Source organism: Streptomyces canus, from assembly GCF_001514145.1.
Classification (GTDB): domain Bacteria; phylum Actinomycetota; class Actinomycetes; order Streptomycetales; family Streptomycetaceae; genus Streptomyces; species Streptomyces canus.
On sequence record NZ_KQ948691.1, the window covers coordinates 1 to 19,363 of the forward strand.

Below are 19,363 nucleotides of genomic sequence, written 5' to 3' on the forward strand. Positions count from 1 at the left end.
GGGCGTGGCATGGTGCCTCCGAGCGGGGTTCCTGGCGGGATCTCTACCGGACTTCGGCCGCGACGGCCTGGACAGGGGTGTAGACGGAGTTCTTCTGCGCGCTCTCTTCGACCGCGGCGAGCACCCGCTGCACCTGCAGACCGTCGGCGAACGACGGCCTCGGGTCGGTGCCGGACGCGATCGCGTGGACGAGGTCGCGGGCCTGGTGGACGAAGGTGTGCTCGTAGCCGAGCACGTGGCCGGGCGGCCACCAGCCCTCCAGGTAAGGGTGTTCGGCCTCGGTGACGACGATCCTGCGGAACCCCGCCGTGGCGGCGGGCTCCCGATGGTCGTGGAAGGACAGCTCGTTGAGCCGCTCCAGGTCGAACGCGAGCGAACCGAACTCACCGTTGATCTCCAGACGCAGGGCGTTCTTGCGCCCGGACGCCATCCGGGTCGCCTCGAACGTGGCGAGCGCTCCCGAGGCGAGCCGGCCCGTGAAGACGGCCGCGTCGTCGACTGTCACCGGCCCGCGCCGGGGGCCGCCGGATGCCGTCAGGCCGGAGGACGCACCGTCGAGGCGGGGGCGTTCCTTGACGAAGGTCTCCATCTGGGCGGAGACACCGACCAGGACCTCGCCCGCCAGGTACTGGGCGAGGTCGACGATGTGCGCGCCGAGGTCGCCGAGCGCCCCCGATCCCGCGTGCTCCCGCTGCAGCCGCCACGTCAGCGGGAAGTCGGGGTCGACCAGCCAGTCCTGGAGGTAGCTGACACGGACGTGGCGCAGCGAGCCGAGCCTGCCGTCCGCGATAAGGCCGCGCGCGTAGGTGAGGGCCGGCACGCGCCGGTAGTTGAAACCCACCATGGCCAACTGCCCGCGCGAGCGGGCCGCTTCGGCGGCTGCGACCATGGCCTCCGCCTCGGCGACCGAATTCGCCAGCGGCTTCTCGCACAGCACGTGCTTGCCCGCCTCCAGCGCCGCGATCGCGATCTCCGCATGGCTGTCGCCCGGTGTGCAGATGTCGACGAGTTGCACGTCGTCGCGGGTTATGAGGGCGCGCCAGTCGGTCTCTGCCGCGGCCCAGCCGTGCTTGTCGGCCGCTGCCCGCACACCGTGCGTGTCGCGGCCGGCGATCGCGGCCAGGACCGGCCGCAGCGGCAGGTCGAACACGTGCCCTACGGTGCGCCACCCTTGTGAGTGCGCGGCGCCCATGAACGCGTAGCCGACCATCCCCACGCCGAGTATCGGCGGTGCGGTCCGACTGTCCCTCTGTTCCATACGGATTTCTCCTCTTCGGAGTGTCACTGACTCATCGTGGTGTTCGCGGTGCCCGCGGCCCGGTCCGGTCAGATGAAGCCGGTCGGCAGGTACTGGTCGACGTTGTCCTTGGTCACCACGGCCGAGTAGAGAGTCAGCGAGGACGGGATCTCGAACTCGGCGAGGCCATCGACGCCCTTGCCCTGGCCGAGCGCCCGGGCGAGATCGATGGCGGAGGCGGCCATGGTCGGCGGGTACAGGACCGTCGCCTTCAGCACGCTGTTGCCGGCCTTGATGGCGTCCATCGCGGACTTGGCGCCCGCGCCGCCGACCATCAGGAAGTCGTCGCGGCCGGCCTGGTCGATGGCGCGCAGCGCGCCCACGCCCTGGTCGTCGTCGTGGTTCCACAGCGCGTCGAAGCCCGACTGGGCCTGCAGCAGTTGTGCCATCTTGGCCTGACCGGACTCCACCGTGAAGTCGGCGGCCTGGCGGGCCACCTTGCGGATGTTGGGGTAATTCTTCAGGGCGTCGTCGAAGCCCTTGGTGCGCTGCTGGGTCAGTTCGAGGTTGTCGAGTCCGGCCAGTTCGACGACCTTGGCGTTCTTCTTGCCCTTGAGCTGCTCGCCGATGTAGTGCCCGGCGTTGAGGCCCATGCCGTAGTTGTCGCCGCCGATCCAGCAGCGGTACGCCTGCGGGGAGGCGAAGACACGATCCAGGTTGACGACGGGGATACCCGCCCTCATGGCCTGCAGGCCCACCTGGGTGAGCGCCTTGCCGTCGGCCGGCAGGATCACCAGGACGTCGACCTTCTTGTTGATCAGCGTCTGGACCTGGCCGATCTGCTGGGCGGTGTCGTTCGAGCCCTCGGTGATCTCCAGCGTGACGTCCGAGTACTTCTTCGCACGCGACTTGGCGTTGGAGTTGATGGCGTTGAGCCAGCCGTGGTCGGCCTGGGGCCCGGCGAAGCCGACGGTGACGGCCTTGCCCGGCTTGTCGTCCGCGACCGGGGCGGCGTTGTCCGCGGCCTGTTCCTGGTCCTTGGGCTCATTGCTGGTACAGGCCGTCAGCAGCGCGCCGGCGGAAACGGCAGCGGTGCCGAACAACAGTGCTCTGCGGCTGGTGGCGGGGGTTCTTGGCATGGCGGATCGACCCTTCGACTGGGCGGTGTGCGTCAGATGGAGGAGACGGGGTGCCGGACGGCGGTGTCAGGGGCCGCCGTCCGGCGTGCTCCACGGTGTCAGGTGTCGCCGTGCAGCGAGCGGCGCTGGACCAGGACGGCGGCGACGATGATGGCGCCCTTCGCGATCTGCTGGACAGCGGTCTCGAGGTTGTTCAGAGCGAAGATGTTGGTGATCGTGGTGAAGACCAGAACGCCGAGGACGGAGCCGATGATGGTGCCGCGGCCGCCGCTGAGCAGGGTGCCGCCGATGATCGCCGCGGCGATGGCGTCCAACTCGTAGAGGTTGCCGTTGGTGTTCTGGCCCGAGCCGGCGAGCACGATCAGCATGAACGCGGCGATCCCGCAGCACAGCCCGGACAGCAGGTACAGGTACAGGCGCTGGCGGCGCACGTCGATACCGGCGAGGCGGGCCGCTTCCGCGTTGCCGCCGACCGCGACGGTGCGGCGGCCGAAGGTGGTGCGGTTGAGCACCAGCCAGCCGATCACGGTGACTGCGGCGAAGATCAGGACAAGGGGCGGGATGCCGAGGATGTAGGAGTCCCTGGCACCCAGATCGAGCACCGATTCGACGCTCACGATCTGAGTGCTGCCGTCCGTGATCTGCAGCGCGAGGCCCCGGGCGGAGGCGAGCATGGCCAGCGTCGCGATGAACGGCACCATCCTGCCGTAGGCGATCAGCAGACCGTTCACGAGACCACAGCCCACACCGACGATCACCGCGGTGAAGAGGATGCCCGCGAAGCCGAACTCCTGTGTGGCCACGGTCGTCGCCCACACCGAGGCGAGCGCCACGATCGCGCCGACCGACAGGTCGATGCCGCCGCTGGTGATGACGAACGTCATGCCGACGGTGACGACGCCGATCACGGACGCCTGAGTGAGGACGAGCTGCAGATTGCTCGTCGCGAGGAACTCGTCCGGTGCGGTGATCCCACCGACCGCAACGAGGACGGCGAGGACTCCGAGCAACGACAGGGTGCGCACGTCCCACCGCGGACCCGATCGGCGCGAACCCCCCTGCTCCCCCGCGGACTTGGCGGCGGACGTCGGCGCATCCTTGTGCGCCGCAGTGGCCGGCTGCGTCATGGCGTCAGGCTCCCTTCCATCACAAGATCAAGTACGCGGTGCTCGTCGAGCTCCCGGGCGTCCGCCGTGTGCACGACGCTGCCTTCACGGAGCACCAGCACCCGGTCGGCGAGACCCAGGACCTCTGGCACCTCACTGGACACGAGAAGTACGGCCAGGCCCTCGTCGGCCAGCCGGCGAATCACGGCGTAGAGCTCCGCCCGGGCGCCGATGTCGACACCCCTGGTCGGCTCGTCCAGCAACAGCACCTTGCAGCCTCGCAACAGCCAGCGGGCGAGCACGGCTTTCTGCTGGTTGCCGCCGGACAGGGTCCTGATGGCGGCGTCGGGATTGTCCGGCCGCAGGGACAGTTCCCGCACCGCCTTGTGCGTCGCGGCCCGCTCGGTGCGCCGGTCGAGCCAGCCGGCGCGGGCGAACCGGGACAGTGTGGAGATCGAGACGTTGCTGCTGACGGACTCCAGCATCAGCAGTCCCTGCGCCTTGCGTTCCTCGGGCGCGAGACCGATGCCGGCACTGACGGCGGCGCGGACACTGCCGGGGCGCAGGGGTGCGCCGTCGACTAGGACACGGCCTTCGTCGGGCTTGCGAGCGCCGTAGATCGTCTCCAGGATCTCGCTGCGCCCGGACCCGACAAGCCCGGCCAGACCGACGATCTCACCGGGCCGCAGCTCAAGATCGATGGGAGCGAACTCCCCTCGTCTGCTCAGCCGTTCGACCTTCAGCACAGGCTCTCGCTGCGCGGCGAATCCGGCCTCGGGCCGCTCGGGGAAGACGTATTCCACGTTCCGCCCGGTCATCAGGGCCACGACCTCATGGGTCGGTGTGGACTTGGCAGGCAGGCCGCCCGCGACCGACCGGCCCTCCTTCAGGACCGTGACCCGGTCGCCGATGCGCCGGATCTCCTCAAGACGGTGGGAGATGTAGATGACGGCGACGCCGTCGGCCGTCAGATCGCCCACGATCCTGAACAGGTTGTCCACCTCTTCGGGGTCGAGCGCCGCCGACGGCTCGTCCATCACGATCAACCGAACCTCGTGGGACAGCGCGCGGGCCATCGAGACGATCTGCTGCTGCGCCGCGGACAACTCGCCCACGAGCCGCGAGGGTTCTATCTCCGAGTGCCCCAGGCGTTCCAGCAGCTCCGCGGTCGCCGTACGGGAGGCGGAGCCACGCACCACGAACCCGGCCGACGTGGGTTCATGTCCGAGAAAGACGTTCTCCGCCACGGAGAGCCCCTCGATCAGGTCGAGTTCCTGGTAGATGGTGGCGATGCCCAGACGCATGGCGGCGATTGGCGACCCCAGGGTCACGGGCTCACTCCGCCAGGTGATCTCACCACTGTCCGGCTGGTGAGCCCCGGCGAGCACTTTGATCAAAGTGGACTTGCCGGCCCCGTTCTGGCCGAGCAGGCAGTGGACCTCGCCCGCCTGGACCTCGAGATCCACGCCGTCCAGGGCGCGAACGCCCGGAAACGACTTGGTGATACCGGACATGGTGAGCAGGGGTGGTTGTGGTGCCATGAGGAATCCCCTCGGCGGATGCGGGCCGTGAGTGGGCAGGGCAGGGCTGGGTTGGATGTCTCGGTTGCGTGGGCGGTTGTGGGAGCCCTGGCGTCGTCTGCGCCGGGCCTGCCCAGAGGCTGAGGAGGGCAGGGCAGGCTTGAGTGCCCGGCAAGCAGGGGGTGACGGCCGCCGGCGCTTCATGGGCGGATACGGCGGTGCTGTGGCTGTTGCGGTGACGCTACTGGTGCGCCCGTGGCGCTGCTGGTGCCGGGACGTCACGGGGGTTGCCGCAGCGCACCCGGAGTGCGGGATCGCCAAGGCGGTTGCGCTGACGCTTGGTGGCGGCGGCGCTTGTTCGGGGGCGGCGCTTGGTTGGTGGCGCCCCCGGGTTGTACTGGCGCGCCTGGTGATCCACCGGCGACGGAGGCGGGCAGCGGTCAGGCCGGTGAGAAGACGTGGTCGCTGATGAGCCGGGCTGCGCCGATGGCTCCGGCAGCAGGTCCCAACTCCCCCAGCACGATCGGCAGGTTGCCCGTGGCCAGCGGCAACGACTGCCGGTACACCTGGGTCCGGACGCTGGCCAGCAACGTGTGCCCGAGCCCGGTCACGCCGCCACCGATCACCACCAGCCCCGGATTGAAGAAACTGACGAGCCCTGCGATGACCTGCCCCAGGCGTTTCCCGCCCTCCCGGATCAGCTCCAGAGCCACCGGGTCCCCGGCCGCCGCGGCAGCCGACACACTCTCGGCCGTGAGACGTTCGGCTGTCTCCAACCGGGCGGCGAGGTATGCCGAGCGGCCCTCACGCGCGGCCTGCTCCGCGTCACGGGCCAGGGCGGCACCGCTGAAGTGGGCTTCCAGGCAGCCCCGGTTGCCACACGCGCACGCGCGGCCTTCCGGTTCCACCTGGATATGTCCGATGTCGCCGGCACTGCCGGTGGTCCCCCGGTACACCTCACCGCCGACGACAATGCCGCAGCCGATGCCGGTGCCGATCTTCACGCAGAGAAAGTCACCGACGGAGCGTGCGACACCCGCGTGCTGCTCCCCCATCGCCATCAGGTTCACGTCGTTGTCGACCATGACCGGACAGCCGAGTTCCTGGCTGAGCGCCTCCCGCACGGGGAAGCCGTCCCAGCCCGGCATGATCGGCGGAGCCACCGGTACGCCCTCGGGGAAGCGGACCGGTCCCGGGACGCCGATGCCGGCGCCGTCGAAACCCTCCGCGAGCCCCGAGGCCCTCAACTTCGCGGCCATGGACAGGACTTGCTCGAAGACCGCGACCGGGCCCTCCCGGACGTCCATCGGATGATTCAGATGCCCCAGGACCTCCAACTCCGCATTCGTCACAGCGACATCGATCGACGTGGCACCGATGTCGACGCCGAGGAAACGCAGCGTCGGAGCGAGCCGGATGTTGTGCGACCGGCGGCCGCCCCGGGACGGGGCCAGCCCGTCCGCGACGACCAGCCCCGTCTCCAGCAGTCGGTCAACCTCGACTGCCAGCTTCGAACGGGACAGGTCCACCAGATCGCCCAGCTGGGCACGAGAGTTGGACCCGTTGTCACGCAGCAGACGAAGCAGTCGCGCCTGATGGGTGTTCTCAGGTCGAGCGGTCATCCGTCTCACGATCCCTCCCCTCCCCCACGACTGGGTCCCGGACGCCTGTCTCCGCCGACCGCGTCGTCAGGCTGTCGGAGAGGAACGTAACAACGATTTTCCAGACTGGGAAGTACTTACGCAGGAGTAGGGGCCTTCTTTCTCCACACACAGGACAAAGTCTTTTCTCCCTCGTAGCCACCGCGACATGATCGCCACCCTGCAGCCTCAGGGCGCTCGTCGTCGTCCGCGACGGCGGCGCCGTGTGATGAGAGGTGTCCGGGCTGCCGTAGTGGCGCAGCAGCCACCAGTCCGGCGGTGGCTGAGGTATCCGGTGGACCGGGACGGGTGCGCTCCGCGCGGGACGCGCCTCGACGCTGCAGGCCGACGGGGCAAGGAGGGCAAGAGCGAACAGGTGGTCCCACTCGGCATCATCCAGCCCCAAAGCGCGGGCGACGGAGGCGAGCACGGGCTCGGAGACGTGCGGAAGCAGCCCCTGCTCCAGGCGGGTGCAGTAGTCCGTGCTGGGGGTGCGCTTGGCGTTCTCCACAGTCAAGGGCATCAGCGCGGCCGAGACCGCCCGCCTGGTGGCCGACCAGCCCGTGCACCGGCCTGCAGGACGTGTGACAGCGAGCCCGTCCTTCCCTGCCACTGACCCAGCGCCCGGTCCGCATCGGCGCCCTCTCCCTCAGCCCGACCCGCAGGGACCTGCTGCAGGCCACCGAAGCACACCGGCAGTCCCGCAACCGCACCGCCACCGACGGGCAGCTGCCGCTGGGCGGCGAGCTGGTGCCACGACCCCGAGCGGACTGGCGGAGATGACAGGCCGCGACAAACTCGGTGCCGAACTCGACACCTTTCTCCATCGACGTGAGTCAGCATCTGATGCAGCACCACACCAGCTGCTGCGTGAGCTCGGAGCGACCGACGCCGTCCACCTGCGCGCCATGGTGCCTGGACAGAAGGTCCTCAGTGCCGGAGTTTCCGCAGTGGGGCGGCGTGGCGTGCGTCCGTCCCCGAGCGGAGAATCTCCTGGACGGACTTCCCGGTCCTGCGGAGGTGCCATGACGGATCCGCGATCGATCCTGTCGCAGGCGCGCCAGGGTCCCGTGCCAGTGGACTGGCGTGAGTGGGCTGCGCCTGGGCGCCTCGCTGTGGCGTCAGCCGCGCGCCTTGAGTGCCGTGGGAATGCGGTCCAGGACGGGGAACGGGAGCAAACCGTAGTGGTAGAAGTCCACGGCGTCCGCCCTTCCGGGACCGGTCGCCGCCGCCGTCTTCTCCGCGAGCGCGTCGGCGGAGGCGGTGTCCGGCGCACCGGGGCGCAGTACGGTCCGCAGGCTGCAGCTGTCCGGGAGGGCGGCCCGGTAGGCGGCGGTGTCGGCCGCGACGCGGGCCGGGTCGCGGGCGTAGGCGAGGACGGCGTAGTCGTCGACGACGGCTCCGACCGCCGCGGGGTCGACACCGATCCGCCAGGCCTCCTCGGCCGCGAGCGGGCCGGTCGGCAGGCCGACCGCGTAGCCCTTGACCGCGCCGGTCAGGTCGAGGAAGACCAGACGGGAACCCTCGCTCGCCACCGCGTTGGCCACGGCGGCGGCCAGTGAGGTGACAGTGTCGCAGCGAGCTCGTACATACGCGGCGACCGACTCCCCGGCCACGTCCGCGAGTTCCCCGGGGACGAGCGCGCCCGGCAGCGGGTCGGCGCCGTCGAGGAGCCGGCCGACGATCCGCGTGGCCTCGGCCCGGGCCGCCGCGCAGTCCACTCCCGTGCCGTCGGCACGCTCGACGCAAGACGGGCAGAAACACAGGCCGAGCAGGAACTCCTCCACCGGGCCGAGCGGCACGAAGCTGCGCTCGTGGTGATAGCCGTGGCCGAAGGAGCCGAAGTGCAGTGACTCGGACACCACCGCGTCCACCCCCTGCCGGGCCACGGAACGGGCCAGCGCGACGGCGTACGCCCGCACGTCCGGGTTGGCGGGGCACAGGTCGGCCGGGGCGGCGCGGTCGCCGAAGCAGTTCTCCTGGGTGACGTCCGGGTGGGCCAGGCCCAGCGTGGTGTTGTGCAGAAAGACGGTCCAGCCGTGCAGGGCGGCGCCGCGTTGCGCCGTACGAAGGCGCAGTTCGCGCAGTGGCTCCCGTTCGGCGCCGGGCTGCACCGGCGGCGTCAGGCGCACCCCGCCGAAGAGGTCGGCCGGCGGCGGGACATGGGTGCCGTCCTGGCGCAGGGTGACCCGGGCGGGGCCGTGCGGGGTGACGTCACGGGCGCGGTGGTAAGCGGCGGCGACGGTCAGGGTGTCGCAGCCGTACGTCCCGAGGACCCGGTCCAGGACGGCGTCCACACCTTCCGCGCGGAGGTCTTCGACGAAGGCGTAGACGGAGGACGTGGACGGGACGACCGAGGGCGCCGATCGCGCCGGGAACGTCTTGGGGCTCAAGTGCATGGGGATCCTGTCGGCTTCCGGGGCGGTGGGGAGGTCCTGGGTAGGCGCTCGGCCAGAGCGGCGGTCAGTCCGGTGGGCGGTCGAAAGAGCGGGTGGTGATCTTCAGTGGTCGGCGGCCTTGTGCTGGCCGCCGACCCGCACGCGGGACGAGCCGAGGACGTGGGAGATCTCCATGCCGGTGCGGACGACCATGGGGCCGACCTCCCGGACCCGGGCCGGGGTCATCCGGGTGGTGAGTCCGGACACGCTCAGGGCACCGACTGGGGCGTCGGTGTGGTCGAAGACGGGTGCGGCGACGCACCGCACCTCCGGTTCGTTCTCCCGGTCGTCGATCGCGTAGCCCCGGCGTCGGACCCGGTCGAGTTCGAGGCGCAGCCGTTCGGCGTCGGTGACCGTATAGACAGTGACCGGCGGCATTCCGGCAGCCACCACGACGCGGAATGCCTCCTCGCCCTGCCAGGCGAGGATGGCCTTGCCCACAGCGGTCCGGTAGGCGGGGACGCGGCTGCCGATGCGGGAGCCCATACGGACGTTGGTCTCGTTCTCCACCTTGTCGATGTAGACGACGTCCGGCGGCTCGTAGACGACGAGGTGGCAGGTCTCCCCCACCAGGTGCTGGAGCAGCCGCAGCGGTTCCGCGGCGACCGTCCGCAGGTCGAGTGAGGACAGGTAGGCCTGGCCGAGCCGCAGGGTGCCGTGGCCGAGCCTGAACCAGCCGGTCTCCCGGTCACGGACCAGCAAATCGGATTCCATGAGCGGTGAGGCCAGACGCAGCACCGTGCTCTTGTTGATGCCGAGATCCTCCGCGATCCGGGTCAGGGACATGCCCCGGCCGGTCCCGGAGTGGTCGCGGACGTACTCGAGGACGGTCAGGGCGCGGCGCAGCGAGGTGGCCTGGTTGCGGCGGACCGGTGCGGTCATGTCGTACTCCTCGGCAGCAGGCCGCGGGCGACGGTGTCGCGGGCGGTGGCCAGGTGCCTCCCGGCACGGGCGAGTGAAATCTCGTGGTGGCCGGGGAAGAGCGCGTCGACGTCGAGCGCGGCCAGCCGCATCAGACTGTTCGCGTACGCGGGCACGCGGCAGTCATGCAGATTCTGCAACGAGATGCGTCCTCCGGTGAAGACGCAGTCTCCGGAGAAGAGTGCCTGGTAGGCCGGGGCCCGCAGGTGGTAGCAGGTGTGGCCGTCGGCATGGCCGGGGGTGGCGACGGCCCGGACGGTGACTCCTCCGCCGAGATCGATCTGTGTGCCGTCGGCGACGGATTCGACGCGGGGGCAGGGCCGGAAAGCGTAGTCGGCCGGGTAGACCCCGGCGGCCCTGCCCCGGTCCACGCTGAGACCCTGCTCGTCGCCCTCGGCGATCCAGCGCACCGCCGCGGCCCCGGCCAGCACGCGCAGCCCGGGCAATTGCTCGGCGAGTGCGGCGGCTCCTCCCGCGTGGTCGGCGTGGCCGTGGGTGAGCAGGAGGTGGTCCGGATCGGTGCCCGTGCTGCCCGCCTTTCGCAGGATGCTGTGCGCGGACCGGCCGGCACCGGCGTCGACGAGGACGCTGCGGCGGCTGCCGCGCACAAGGTAGACGTGGCAGTCCAGCGGGTCGCTGAGATCGAACCCGGCGGCTCCGCTGGCGAGGAGATGAACGTGTTCGGTCAGCTGCATGGCCGCCCCTGTGGCGGTATGCCCACACCTGAGGAACTCCGGGCTCGCTCCTGCGGCGGAGCGTCCTCGGGGGTATCCGCGCGGGTTGGCTCCCGGAGCGGGACGTCCGCGCGAGAGTCACCGCCGCCTCGCTCCAGCGGCGGGACGTCCACGGAGGACGGTGGGCCCTCGTGAAGTCGCCTGCCCGTCTCGCGGACGGTGGCCACCACGATCCGCGCGGCCAGTTCGACCTCTGCCAGGTCCACCGACTCGGTCGCGGCATGGGCGTCCGTCACCGAGCCGGGGCCGAACACCACCGACGGCATCCCGGCGCGGGCCAGTTTGCTGGCGTCCGTGCCGAAGGGCATGCCCTGGATGTCGCAGGGGCGGCCGAGGGCGGCGAGGGCGGCGCGCAGCGCGGTGACGACAGGGGTGTCGGGTGGGGTGTCCAGAGCCGGGTCGACCGTGAACGGGGGGTCCACCTCGGTGCCCAGGGCGGTGAGTTCGTCGCGGTCCTGGTGCCAGACAGCCACCGGGTCCTCGCCGGGGAGCGTACGGCGGTCGATGTCCACCTCGCAGCTGCCGGGGATGGTGTTGGGGCCGGTGCCGCCGCGGATCCGGGTGACCGACCGTGTGGCGGGTCCAAGGAGCAGGTGCGGTGTGACGGCGGGGCGGGTGGCGGCGAGGTGGGCGATGACGGGGGCCATCAGCGAGATCGCGTTCACCGCCTCCTCGGGCCGCGAACTGTGTCCGGGCCGGCCCGTGGTGCGCACGGTGTAGCGCACGACTCCCTTGTGGGCGGTGGCCGGAACCAGCCCGGTGGGCTCGCCGACCAGCGCGCCGACGACATGGCGGCCGGCCAGCGTTTCGAGCAGGTGCAGGACACCCCGGTAGGCGTGTTCCTCGTCGCAGACCCCGGCCAGTACGACCGTGAGCGGCGGCGGCCCGCCGCGGGCGAGTTCGGCGGCGGCCAGCATGAACGCGGCGAGCGGCCCCTTGGCGTCGCAGGCACCCCGCCCGTACAGCCGGCCGTCGCGGACCTCGCCGTCGTGGGGCGGGACCGTCATGCCGTCCGTCTCGACCGTGTCGAGGTGCGATTCGAGCAGCACCACCGCCTGGTCCCGGCCGGGAACGACGGCCACCACGTTGCACCGACCTGGCAGCACCTCGTGCATCTCGGCCTGTACGCCGTGCCGGCCCAGCCAGTCGCGGACATGGGCGGCCACCGCCGTCTCTCCCCCGTCGCCCGGCGCGCCCCGGGGGTTCACACTGGGGATACGGACGAGATCGCGGACGAGGTCCCGTACGGCGTCGGGCGCGTCCCGGGACGCCGGGGACGTCATGTCCTGCGCTCCCTCGCGTAGACGAGAAGCAGGCCGATGATCAGCACGCCGAGGACGACCTGGCGTACGCCCTCCGAGAGGTTCCAGGAGATCAGCAGGGCGGTCAGCAGGGTGAGCAGCAGGGCGCCGCCGACCGTGCCGAGGAGGTGGCCCCGGCCACCGAGGATGGAGGTGCCGCCGAGGACCACGGAGGCGATGGACAGGAGCTGGTAGGGGTTGCCCATCGTGAGCGAGCTGGTTCCGGTGAAGCCGAGCAGTACCAGTCCGGCCACTCCGGCGAGCACCGCACACGACACGTATGCAGTGAATGCCGTCGCGCCGAGCGGCACCCCGGAGGCACGTGCCGCGTCCTCGCCGGCGCCGAGCGCGAACGCGTACCGGCCGGTGCGGGACAGGTGCAGCAGCCAGCCGGCGACGGCCGTGACGGCCAGCCACAGGACGAACGCCCAGGGCACCCCCAGCAGGCGGCCGTTGGCGAGCGAGTCCAGCAGCGGCAGGTGGGCCGAGCTGGGTGAGCCGTCGGTGTAGACGAGCAGGGCGCCGGACAGGACGGTGCCGGTGGCCAGGGTCATCACCATCGGCGGCACCCGCAGCCACACCACGCCGGCCGCGTTCACGGCGCCCACCAGCGCACACAGTGCCAGGGCCGCGGCGATGCCGCTCGCGCCGCCGCCCGTGCCGGAGGCGACCTTGGCGCAGACGACCGCGGACAGGGCGACCACGCCGGACACCGACAGGTCGATGCCGCTCATGATCACGACGAGGGTCTGGCCGACCGCGACGATGCCGAGGAACGACGCCGTCTGCACCAGGTAGCGGACGTTGGCGACGCTGTCGAAGCCGTCCGCGAACAGGATCGCCGCGAGCCAGGTGACCCCGAGGACACCGAACGCCCAGGCCGCGCGGCTGCCGCGCAGCGCGGCGGCCGCTTCGGTGCGGACCGTGCCCGTCATGCCGGTCATACGGCCGCCTCCCTCGTGAGGTACGTCTTCAGGGCGAGCGCCACGACGAGGATCACTCCTTGCACGATGAGCTGGTAGAAGGGCGAGATCCCGGTGAACAGCAGCAGATTGGTGAGCAGGCCGATGGCCAGCGCGCCGAGCACGGTGCCGCGCATCCGGCCGACCCCGCCGAAGAAGCTGATGCCGCCGAGTACGCACGCGGCGATCGAGTTGAGCGTGTACGGCGTGCCGATGGTGGGATCCGCCGAGCCGGTCTGCACGGCCAGCCCGATCCCGGCGAGTCCGGTGAACGCTCCCGCCAGCGCGTATCCGGCGATCTTCGTACCGCGGGTGTGCAGACCGCTGGCGTAGGCGCCGTGTTCGTTGCCGCCCACGGCGTAGAGGGCGAGCCCGTACCGGGTGGTGCGCAGCACTTTCCACGCGGCGAGCACGAGGGCGACGACCAGGGCGGGTACCGCGAGGCCGTTCCACCCGTTGTTGTACGCGTTCACCAGTCCGCCCGGGACATGTCCCCCGGGCTGCGGCAGGACGATGAGGGTGACGCCGCTCCACAGGAACGACACGGCGAGCGTCACCACGATCGGGGGCAGGCCGGCGTACGCCACGAGTGTTCCGTTGGCCGCGCCGGCCGCGACGGCCGCGCACAGGGCGGCGACGGCCGCGGTCACGACGCCGGCCGCGCCGTGCGCGTCGTAGGTGGCGAACACGGCCATGGCGAGCCCGAGTACGGCGCCCAGGGAGAGGTCGATCCCCCCGAGCAGCATCACGGTCGTCTGCCCCGCGGCGGCCAGGATCAACGGCAGGAACTGCGCGGACAGGATGGTGACGGAGGCGGGGTCGAGCAGGCTGGAGTCGTAGTGCTGGTAAGCCACGAGCACCACCAGCAGCAGTACGAGCAGGCCCACGAGGTCGGTGTTTCCCCGGACAGCCGAGGTGATCCGGTCACGCATGGGCCACACTCCCGGGCTCTGTCTTCGGGTCCGCATCCGGGGCCAGGACCCGCTTGACGTCCGGGTCCGTGCCCATGCCCGTGCCCATCACGGATGCCCGTACCAGGCGTTCCTCCGTCAGGGCCGGGCCGGTGAGGCGGTCCACGACCTTGCCCTCGTACAGCACCGCGACCTCGTCGCAGAGGCCGACCAGTTCCATGGTGTCTCCCGAGGTGACCAGCACGGCCAGGCCGTCGTCGGCCAGGCGGCGCAGTAGGTGGTAGATCTCGCGTTTGGTTCCGATGTCGATGCCTCGCGTGGGTTCGGCGAGGAGCAGGACGCGGGGCCCGGTCGGCAGCCACTTGGCCAGCGCCACCTTCTGCTGGTTGCCGCCCGACAGGCGGCGGGCCTCCTGCGCCGGGGACGTGGCCTTGACCTGCAGCCGCTCGACGAGTTCACCGACCAGCCGGGTCTCGGCGGCCCGGTCGACGGTGCCGAGGCGGCGTCCGGGGGCGAGGGAGCACAGGCTGGGCAGGGCGAGGTTGTCACGCACGCTGCGCGCGGTGTGGACGCCCTCGGTCTTGCGGTCCTCGGGGACGTAGGCGATGCCGTGCCGGATCGCGTCACGGGGCGAGGGCAGCCGCACCGGCCGCCCGTCGAGTGTGACGTGCCCGGTGTGGCGGGCCAGGCCGAACAGGGCGCGCAGCACCTCGCGCTGGCCCTGACCCTGGAGTCCGCCGAGGCCGAGGATGCGACCGGGCACCAGGTCCAGGTCGACGGCACAGCAGGCGCCGTCGACGGTGAGGTCGCGGGCCCGGAGCAGGGGCTCACCGGTGGGACCGGTCACCTTCTCGGGGAAGAGGTCCGAGAGTTCGCGCCCCACCATCAGCCGCACGATGTCGTCGTGGTCGGTCTGTTCCCGTTCCCGGGTCGCCATCACCGCCCCGTCCTTCAGTACGGTCAACCGGTCGCTGATGGCGAAGAGTTCGGCCATGCGGTGGCTGACGAACATCACCGAGCCGCCGCGTTCGCGCAGTTCGCGCACGGCCCGGAAGACGGCACCGACCTGTTCCTCGTCGAGCGCCGAGGTCGCCTCGTCGAGGATCAGCAGACGGGGTTCGCCGGCCAGCGCCTTGGCCAGTTCGACCAGTTGCCGGCAGCCGAGCGGCAGACGCCCGGCCCGGGTACGCGGGTCGATGTCCAGGCCGACCCGCTCCAGCAGGGGCAGGGCCCGCGCCGCGAGGTCACGGCCCCGCACCAGGCCGCGCCGGCTGGGCCAGGCGCCGAGGAAGATGTTCTCCGCGACGCTCTGGTGCGGGTTCAGGCTCAGCTCCTGATGGACGGAGCCGATCCCGGCGGCCCGGGCGCGGTGGGGAGACCACGCCCGGGAGACGGGAGCGCCGTCGTGGACGATCCGGCCGGAATCGGGCACCAGGAGCCCGGTGACGAGGGAGAGCACGGTGGACTTGCCGGCCCCGTTCTCACCGACGAGCGCCAGTACCTCTCCGGGCTCGACGGTGAAGCTCACCTCCCGCAGCACCTGGTTCCCGGCGAACGACTTGGACAGCTCTTCCACGCTCAGCAACGGCGCCATGGTCACTTCCCGATGAGCTTGTCGATCTCGGACTGCGGCAGGTCGTTGATCGGGTAGGAGTCGTCCGGCTGGTCCGGCTTCACGTAGTCGGCCAGGTTCTTGTCCGTGATCTCGGGGAGCGGGACGGTGATGTCCTGCGGGACGGACACGCCCTCCCGCTTGGCGACCGCCGCTTCCAGGGCGATGACCGCGAGGTAGTTGGGCTGTGCGGTGGCGAGGGAGGAGAAGCCGTCCTTCTGGTGGGACCGCCACATCTTCAGGAAGCCGTTGTAGTTCTCTCCGGTGACGGGAACGAGCTTCTTGTCCTGCTTGACCAGTGTCTGCAGCGCGGCTGCCGACAGGGCGCCGCCCTGCGAGAAGACACCGTCGATGTCCGGGTGCGCGGAGTAGGCGGAGGCGAAGGCCTGGGCGGCCGGGGCGAGGTTGTACTCGCTGTGCACGTTGCTGACGATCTTGATGTCCGGGTACTTCTTGAAGACGGCCGCGGCCCCGGCCCAGCGGTCCTCGCTGACGGCCACGCCTGCCGGGCCGTTCATGGCGATGACGCTGCCCTTACCCTTGAGCTTGTCCGCCAGCCAGGTTGCCATCATCGAGCCCCACGCCTTCTGGTCGGTGCCGACTCTGATGACCTTCGTGCTGGTCGGCAGGGAGTCGAAGGCCACGACGGTGATGCCGGCCGCGACGGCCTGTTCGAGTGCCGGGTTCAGCGCCGTGGAGGAACCGGCGTCGACGATGATCACGTCGTACTTCTGCTGGATCATGGCGCGGATCTGCGCGATCTGCTGCGAGGTGTCGCCGTTGGCGTTGAAGGTCTTGAAGGCGCTCACCTTGCCGGCCGACTTCAGCTTGCTGACGTCGCCTTCCATCATCTTCAAGGTCTGCTGCATCCATGACGGTGTCAGGTAGATGGTCGACCAGCCGACCTTGAGGTCCTTGGCCGTCGCCGCGGAGGCACTCGCGCCGCTCTTGGCGGTGGAGCTGTCGGACTGGACATCGCACGCGCTGATCCCGGCCAGCGCGCACAGGGAGGCTGCGACTGCCACCGCACCGCGTACAGAACCTGCGTTCATGGAAGCTCCTCAGTTCGTTCGGGAGACGCCGGGCCGGACGAGTGGGCCGGGTGTCGGTGAGTTGGGGAGCGGTCTTTCGCGAGGCCCGCGCGCCGGAACAACGGTGGTCCGGCCGGTGGGGGCGCTTCGCCCGATGAGGACCGATCTGTTGAGACGGCAACGTAGAAGGCTCGCGCGGCCTCGCACCACGTCTGCAACACTTAATTTCGCATTGCACAACATGGCCGCTCCGAGGGCTGCGGCGGCCTCCGGTCTTCCGATATCAGTGCCTCTACGAACGCCAGACCTCCCCGGCTTGGGAAAGCCAGCACTGGACTCGGTCGCCCACCCGGCCCGCGCCCGGGCTCACACCCGCACCGCCGCCGACCGCCGTGTGAGAAAGACGAACTTCCGGCGGGAGCCGTCAGGTGGCGTCACGCATCTCGTCCACCGCGAACCCCTGGGCGGTCAGGCCCGCCTCGATCGCCCGCCCGCGAGAACGCAAGGTCGAGTCCGACGTCAGCACCTGCCCGTACGCCGCGAAGCGTGGTCCACCAGAACGTCACCAGCGGCCCACTCGTCTCGATCAGCTCGACCCAGCTCCCCACCGCGCCGAGACCAACTCGGCACCTGACACCGCTTCAACTGGATGGAGCCCCGGCATCGGCGGACATGGCGCGGCCGCCGCAGACACGGCACGGGTCTGTAGCGGGCTTCGCCCGCAGACCTACGTGTCGAGGGTCCAGATGTTCAGCAGGTCGACGGTCGCACGCCGACGAAGCTTCCGGTTCTCGCTCGCGACGCCGACCGGTCCTGACGGAGGTGTCCTCGGTCCCGCTGCAGCAGGCGCTGCGCCATCTTCAGACGGCGTTCGGGAACAAGCTTCGTTTCCTCCCCGGCCTGAAGGCCGGGGTATCCACGAAGGACAGACCCGATGATCGGCGCTTCTGCGTCTGATCCAGGCCACCAGCGGTCAGGGCGCCGCCCTCCTCGCCCCGGAGTAATCGTCAAGACCTGTGGGGCGGTTGATCTCAGTTTCGGTCGGGTGACTCGATTGCGACGAGTTCGACCTCGAAGCCGTCGTCGTTCTCCAGGTAGGCGGCGTAGTGCTGTCCGCCCCCGGCGTATGGATGCCGCTCAGGGAACAACAGGTGCCAGCCGTGCTGACTGGCGTTCGCAGTCAACTTCTCGACGGTGGCGGCGTCTTCGACGTGGAAGGCCAGGTGATTCAGTCCTGGGCGGCAGCGGTCGTGCTGTTCGGCGGTGAGGGCCGGGGACTGCTCGATGACCAGGTAGGTCGGTCCGAGCCGCCAGCTGCGGCCGGCGTCCCAGCTCTGGAAGGGGGCGTAACCCAGCGCCTCCAGCAGCCAGCCGAGCGAGGCGAGCGCGCGGTTGAGGTCCGGCACCCAGAGCTCGACGTGATGCAGCGTGCCGTGTGTTGGCCGGCTCATGCGGCCACCACCTCGGAGCGCTCGACGAGGTGGTGGCGTTCGAAGAGGGCACCGGCGGGGACGAACGCGACGAGATGAGGCGCTTTCACGGCCCGCCGGCGGGCCTGGGCCGACTCGACCAGCTTGAAGACCATCGCCAAGGCGGCCGCGCGGGAACCGGCACCCTTGGTCACCTTCGTCCGCAGCCGCACGGTCGCAAAGGCTGACTCGATGGGGTTGGTGGTCCGCAGGTGGATACAGTGCTCGGCCGGGAAGTCGTAGAAGGCCAGCAGCTCGTCCTCGTCGTCGACGATTCTCTTGACGCTCTTGGGAAACTTCGCGCCGTACTGCTGAGCGAACACCTTGACCACCTTCGCGGCGTGCTCGCGGTCCTCGGCGTTGTACATGTCCTGGACGGCCTTCGTCGCCGCAGGCTGGGGCGACTTCGCGAGGCAGTCGAGGACGTTGGCTGTCTTGTGCACCCGGCAGCGTTGGTGGCGGGTTCCGGGAACGACCTCGTTCAGCGCGTTCCAGAAGCCGAGGGCGCCGTCACCGACGGCCAGGACAGGAGCCCGCATGCCCGGGCGGGCGCAGTCTCGCAGCAGGTTCGCCCAGGACTCGGTCGACTCGCGGGAGCCGTCGGCCATGGCGATCAGTTCCCTGGTGCCGTCCGCCCGTACCCCTACCACCAGGACGGCGGCCCTGGCCTCTTCCCGGCGTATCCGCAGGTGGATGCCGTCTGCCCAGACGTAGACGTACTCACTGTCGACCAGGTCGCGCTCGCCGAATGTCTTGTGATCGGCCTGCCACGACAGCCGGGTGACTCTGGCTGGCGAGAGGCCGACCGAGGAACCGAGGAACTGCTCAAGCGCGGGAACGAAGTCCCCGCTGGACACGCCGAGCAGATGGAGCACCGGCAGCACCTCACTGATCTTCGGGGACATGCGGCACCAGAGCGGCAGGACCGACCAGAAGAACCACTTGCGCCTGCGGGTGGTCTCAACGACGCCCTTGGCGTTGACCCGCGGCGCCCTGACCTCGACTGCTCCGGCGACGGTAGTCACCGACATCGCCTGATGGCAACCGTTGCGGACCACCAAGCGCCGGCCCAACCCGTCGAGCCGATCCGCCAACTCAGCTGTGCAAGCGTTGACTTCAGCCACCAACGCGGCGACGAGCATCCCCGAGCGCCCTCGCGGACGATCTCGTCGATCAGGAAGCCGTTTGGCGCGGAGCCGTCAGCATGGACGACCGCGAGCACAGGCGTGCCTTCCCGACCGGTGCTACGAACACCAGCCTCTCGGTGGCCTTCAACCGATCACTCGGGACGGTACGCCCTCAGCGTGCCCCCCGACGCCGATCCATAAGTACTGAGCATTTC

At 70.3% G+C, this 19,363-nt stretch carries 14 protein-coding genes and 3 pseudogenes; 1 reads left to right on the forward strand and 16 read right to left on the reverse strand.

Annotated elements, in window-relative coordinates; genetic code table 11:
* Window positions 1-43 precede the first annotated feature (43 nt).
* The 5 genes from AQJ46_RS49855 to AQJ46_RS49875 form a co-directional block, all read right to left on the reverse strand.
* Window positions 44-1,258 carry a Gfo/Idh/MocA family protein gene (locus tag AQJ46_RS49855; RefSeq protein ID WP_059211998.1) on the reverse strand — a complete coding sequence of 405 codons (1,215 nt, stop codon included), beginning with the start codon at window positions 1,256-1,258 and terminating at the stop codon, window positions 44-46.
* 68 nt (window positions 1,259-1,326) lie between these two features.
* Window positions 1,327-2,376: a substrate-binding domain-containing protein gene (locus AQJ46_RS49860; RefSeq protein ID WP_059211999.1), complete on the reverse strand. Its 1,050-nt coding sequence runs from the start codon at window positions 2,374-2,376 to the stop codon at window positions 1,327-1,329.
* Between the two features lie 98 nt (window positions 2,377-2,474).
* Window positions 2,475-3,503, reverse strand: a complete 1,029-nt coding sequence (locus AQJ46_RS49865) for an ABC transporter permease (RefSeq protein WP_059212000.1) — start codon at window positions 3,501-3,503, stop codon at window positions 2,475-2,477.
* A complete protein-coding gene (locus AQJ46_RS49870) occupies window positions 3,500-5,023 on the reverse strand; it encodes a sugar ABC transporter ATP-binding protein (protein ID WP_059212001.1) in 1,524 nt (507 codons plus the stop codon). Before AQJ46_RS49870 ends, AQJ46_RS49865 begins: the two co-directional genes overlap by 4 nt.
* A 419-nt stretch (window positions 5,024-5,442) precedes the next feature.
* On the reverse strand, window positions 5,443-6,624 hold the full coding sequence (locus AQJ46_RS49875) for an ROK family transcriptional regulator (RefSeq protein WP_059212002.1): 1,182 nt from the start codon (window positions 6,622-6,624) through the stop codon (window positions 5,443-5,445).
* Between the two features lie 506 nt (window positions 6,625-7,130).
* Between AQJ46_RS49875 and AQJ46_RS58215 the strand changes: the two are divergent.
* A pseudogene (locus AQJ46_RS58215) lies at window positions 7,131-7,631 on the forward strand (DNA polymerase III subunit alpha); the annotation flags it as partial.
* A gap of 132 nt (window positions 7,632-7,763) precedes the next feature.
* On the opposite strand, the gene AQJ46_RS49885 reads toward AQJ46_RS58215, so the two are convergent.
* The 11 genes and pseudogenes from AQJ46_RS49885 to AQJ46_RS49930 all read right to left on the reverse strand — a co-directional run bounded on the left by AQJ46_RS49885 (window position 7,764) and on the right by AQJ46_RS49930 (window position 19,243).
* Window positions 7,764-9,041 (reverse strand): hypothetical protein, encoded by a 1,278-nt coding sequence (locus tag AQJ46_RS49885; RefSeq protein ID WP_059212004.1) that lies wholly within the window; start codon window positions 9,039-9,041, stop codon window positions 7,764-7,766.
* Window positions 9,042-9,143: 102 nt separating this feature from the next.
* Window positions 9,144-9,962, reverse strand: a complete 819-nt coding sequence (locus tag AQJ46_RS49890) for an IclR family transcriptional regulator (protein WP_059212005.1) — start codon at window positions 9,960-9,962, stop codon at window positions 9,144-9,146.
* The gene (locus AQJ46_RS49895; protein WP_059212006.1) at window positions 9,959-10,696 is read right to left on the reverse strand and encodes an MBL fold metallo-hydrolase; all 738 of its coding nucleotides are present in this window, start codon (window positions 10,694-10,696) and stop codon (window positions 9,959-9,961) included. Before AQJ46_RS49895 ends, AQJ46_RS49890 begins: the two co-directional genes overlap by 4 nt.
* Entirely contained in the window at window positions 10,687-12,018 is a 1,332-nt protein-coding gene (locus AQJ46_RS49900) for a M20 family metallopeptidase (RefSeq protein WP_059212007.1), read from the reverse strand. Before AQJ46_RS49900 ends, AQJ46_RS49895 begins: the two co-directional genes overlap by 10 nt.
* Window positions 12,015-12,980, reverse strand: a complete 966-nt coding sequence (locus AQJ46_RS49905) for an ABC transporter permease (protein ID WP_059212008.1) — start codon at window positions 12,978-12,980, stop codon at window positions 12,015-12,017. The genes AQJ46_RS49900 and AQJ46_RS49905 overlap by 4 nt, the downstream gene beginning before the upstream one ends.
* Window positions 12,977-13,930 (reverse strand): ABC transporter permease, encoded by a 954-nt coding sequence (locus AQJ46_RS49910; protein ID WP_059212009.1) that lies wholly within the window; start codon window positions 13,928-13,930, stop codon window positions 12,977-12,979. Before AQJ46_RS49910 ends, AQJ46_RS49905 begins: the two co-directional genes overlap by 4 nt.
* Window positions 13,923-15,503 carry a sugar ABC transporter ATP-binding protein gene (locus tag AQJ46_RS49915; protein ID WP_059212010.1) on the reverse strand — a complete coding sequence of 527 codons (1,581 nt, stop codon included), beginning with the start codon at window positions 15,501-15,503 and terminating at the stop codon, window positions 13,923-13,925. Before AQJ46_RS49915 ends, AQJ46_RS49910 begins: the two co-directional genes overlap by 8 nt.
* Before the next feature lie 2 nt (window positions 15,504-15,505).
* The gene (locus AQJ46_RS49920) at window positions 15,506-16,573 is read right to left on the reverse strand and encodes an ABC transporter substrate-binding protein (protein ID WP_059212011.1); all 1,068 of its coding nucleotides are present in this window, start codon (window positions 16,571-16,573) and stop codon (window positions 15,506-15,508) included.
* Between the two features lie 345 nt (window positions 16,574-16,918).
* Window positions 16,919-17,172: pseudogene (locus tag AQJ46_RS58220) on the reverse strand (SAM-dependent methyltransferase); the annotation flags it as partial.
* A 411-nt stretch (window positions 17,173-17,583) separates the two neighbouring features.
* Window positions 17,584-18,003, reverse strand: a complete 420-nt coding sequence (locus tag AQJ46_RS49925) for a VOC family protein (RefSeq protein ID WP_059212012.1) — start codon at window positions 18,001-18,003, stop codon at window positions 17,584-17,586.
* Window positions 18,000-19,243: pseudogene (locus AQJ46_RS49930) on the reverse strand (IS256 family transposase). The gene AQJ46_RS49925 and the pseudogene AQJ46_RS49930 overlap by 4 nt, the downstream one beginning before the upstream one ends.
* Window positions 19,244-19,363 lie beyond the last annotated feature (120 nt).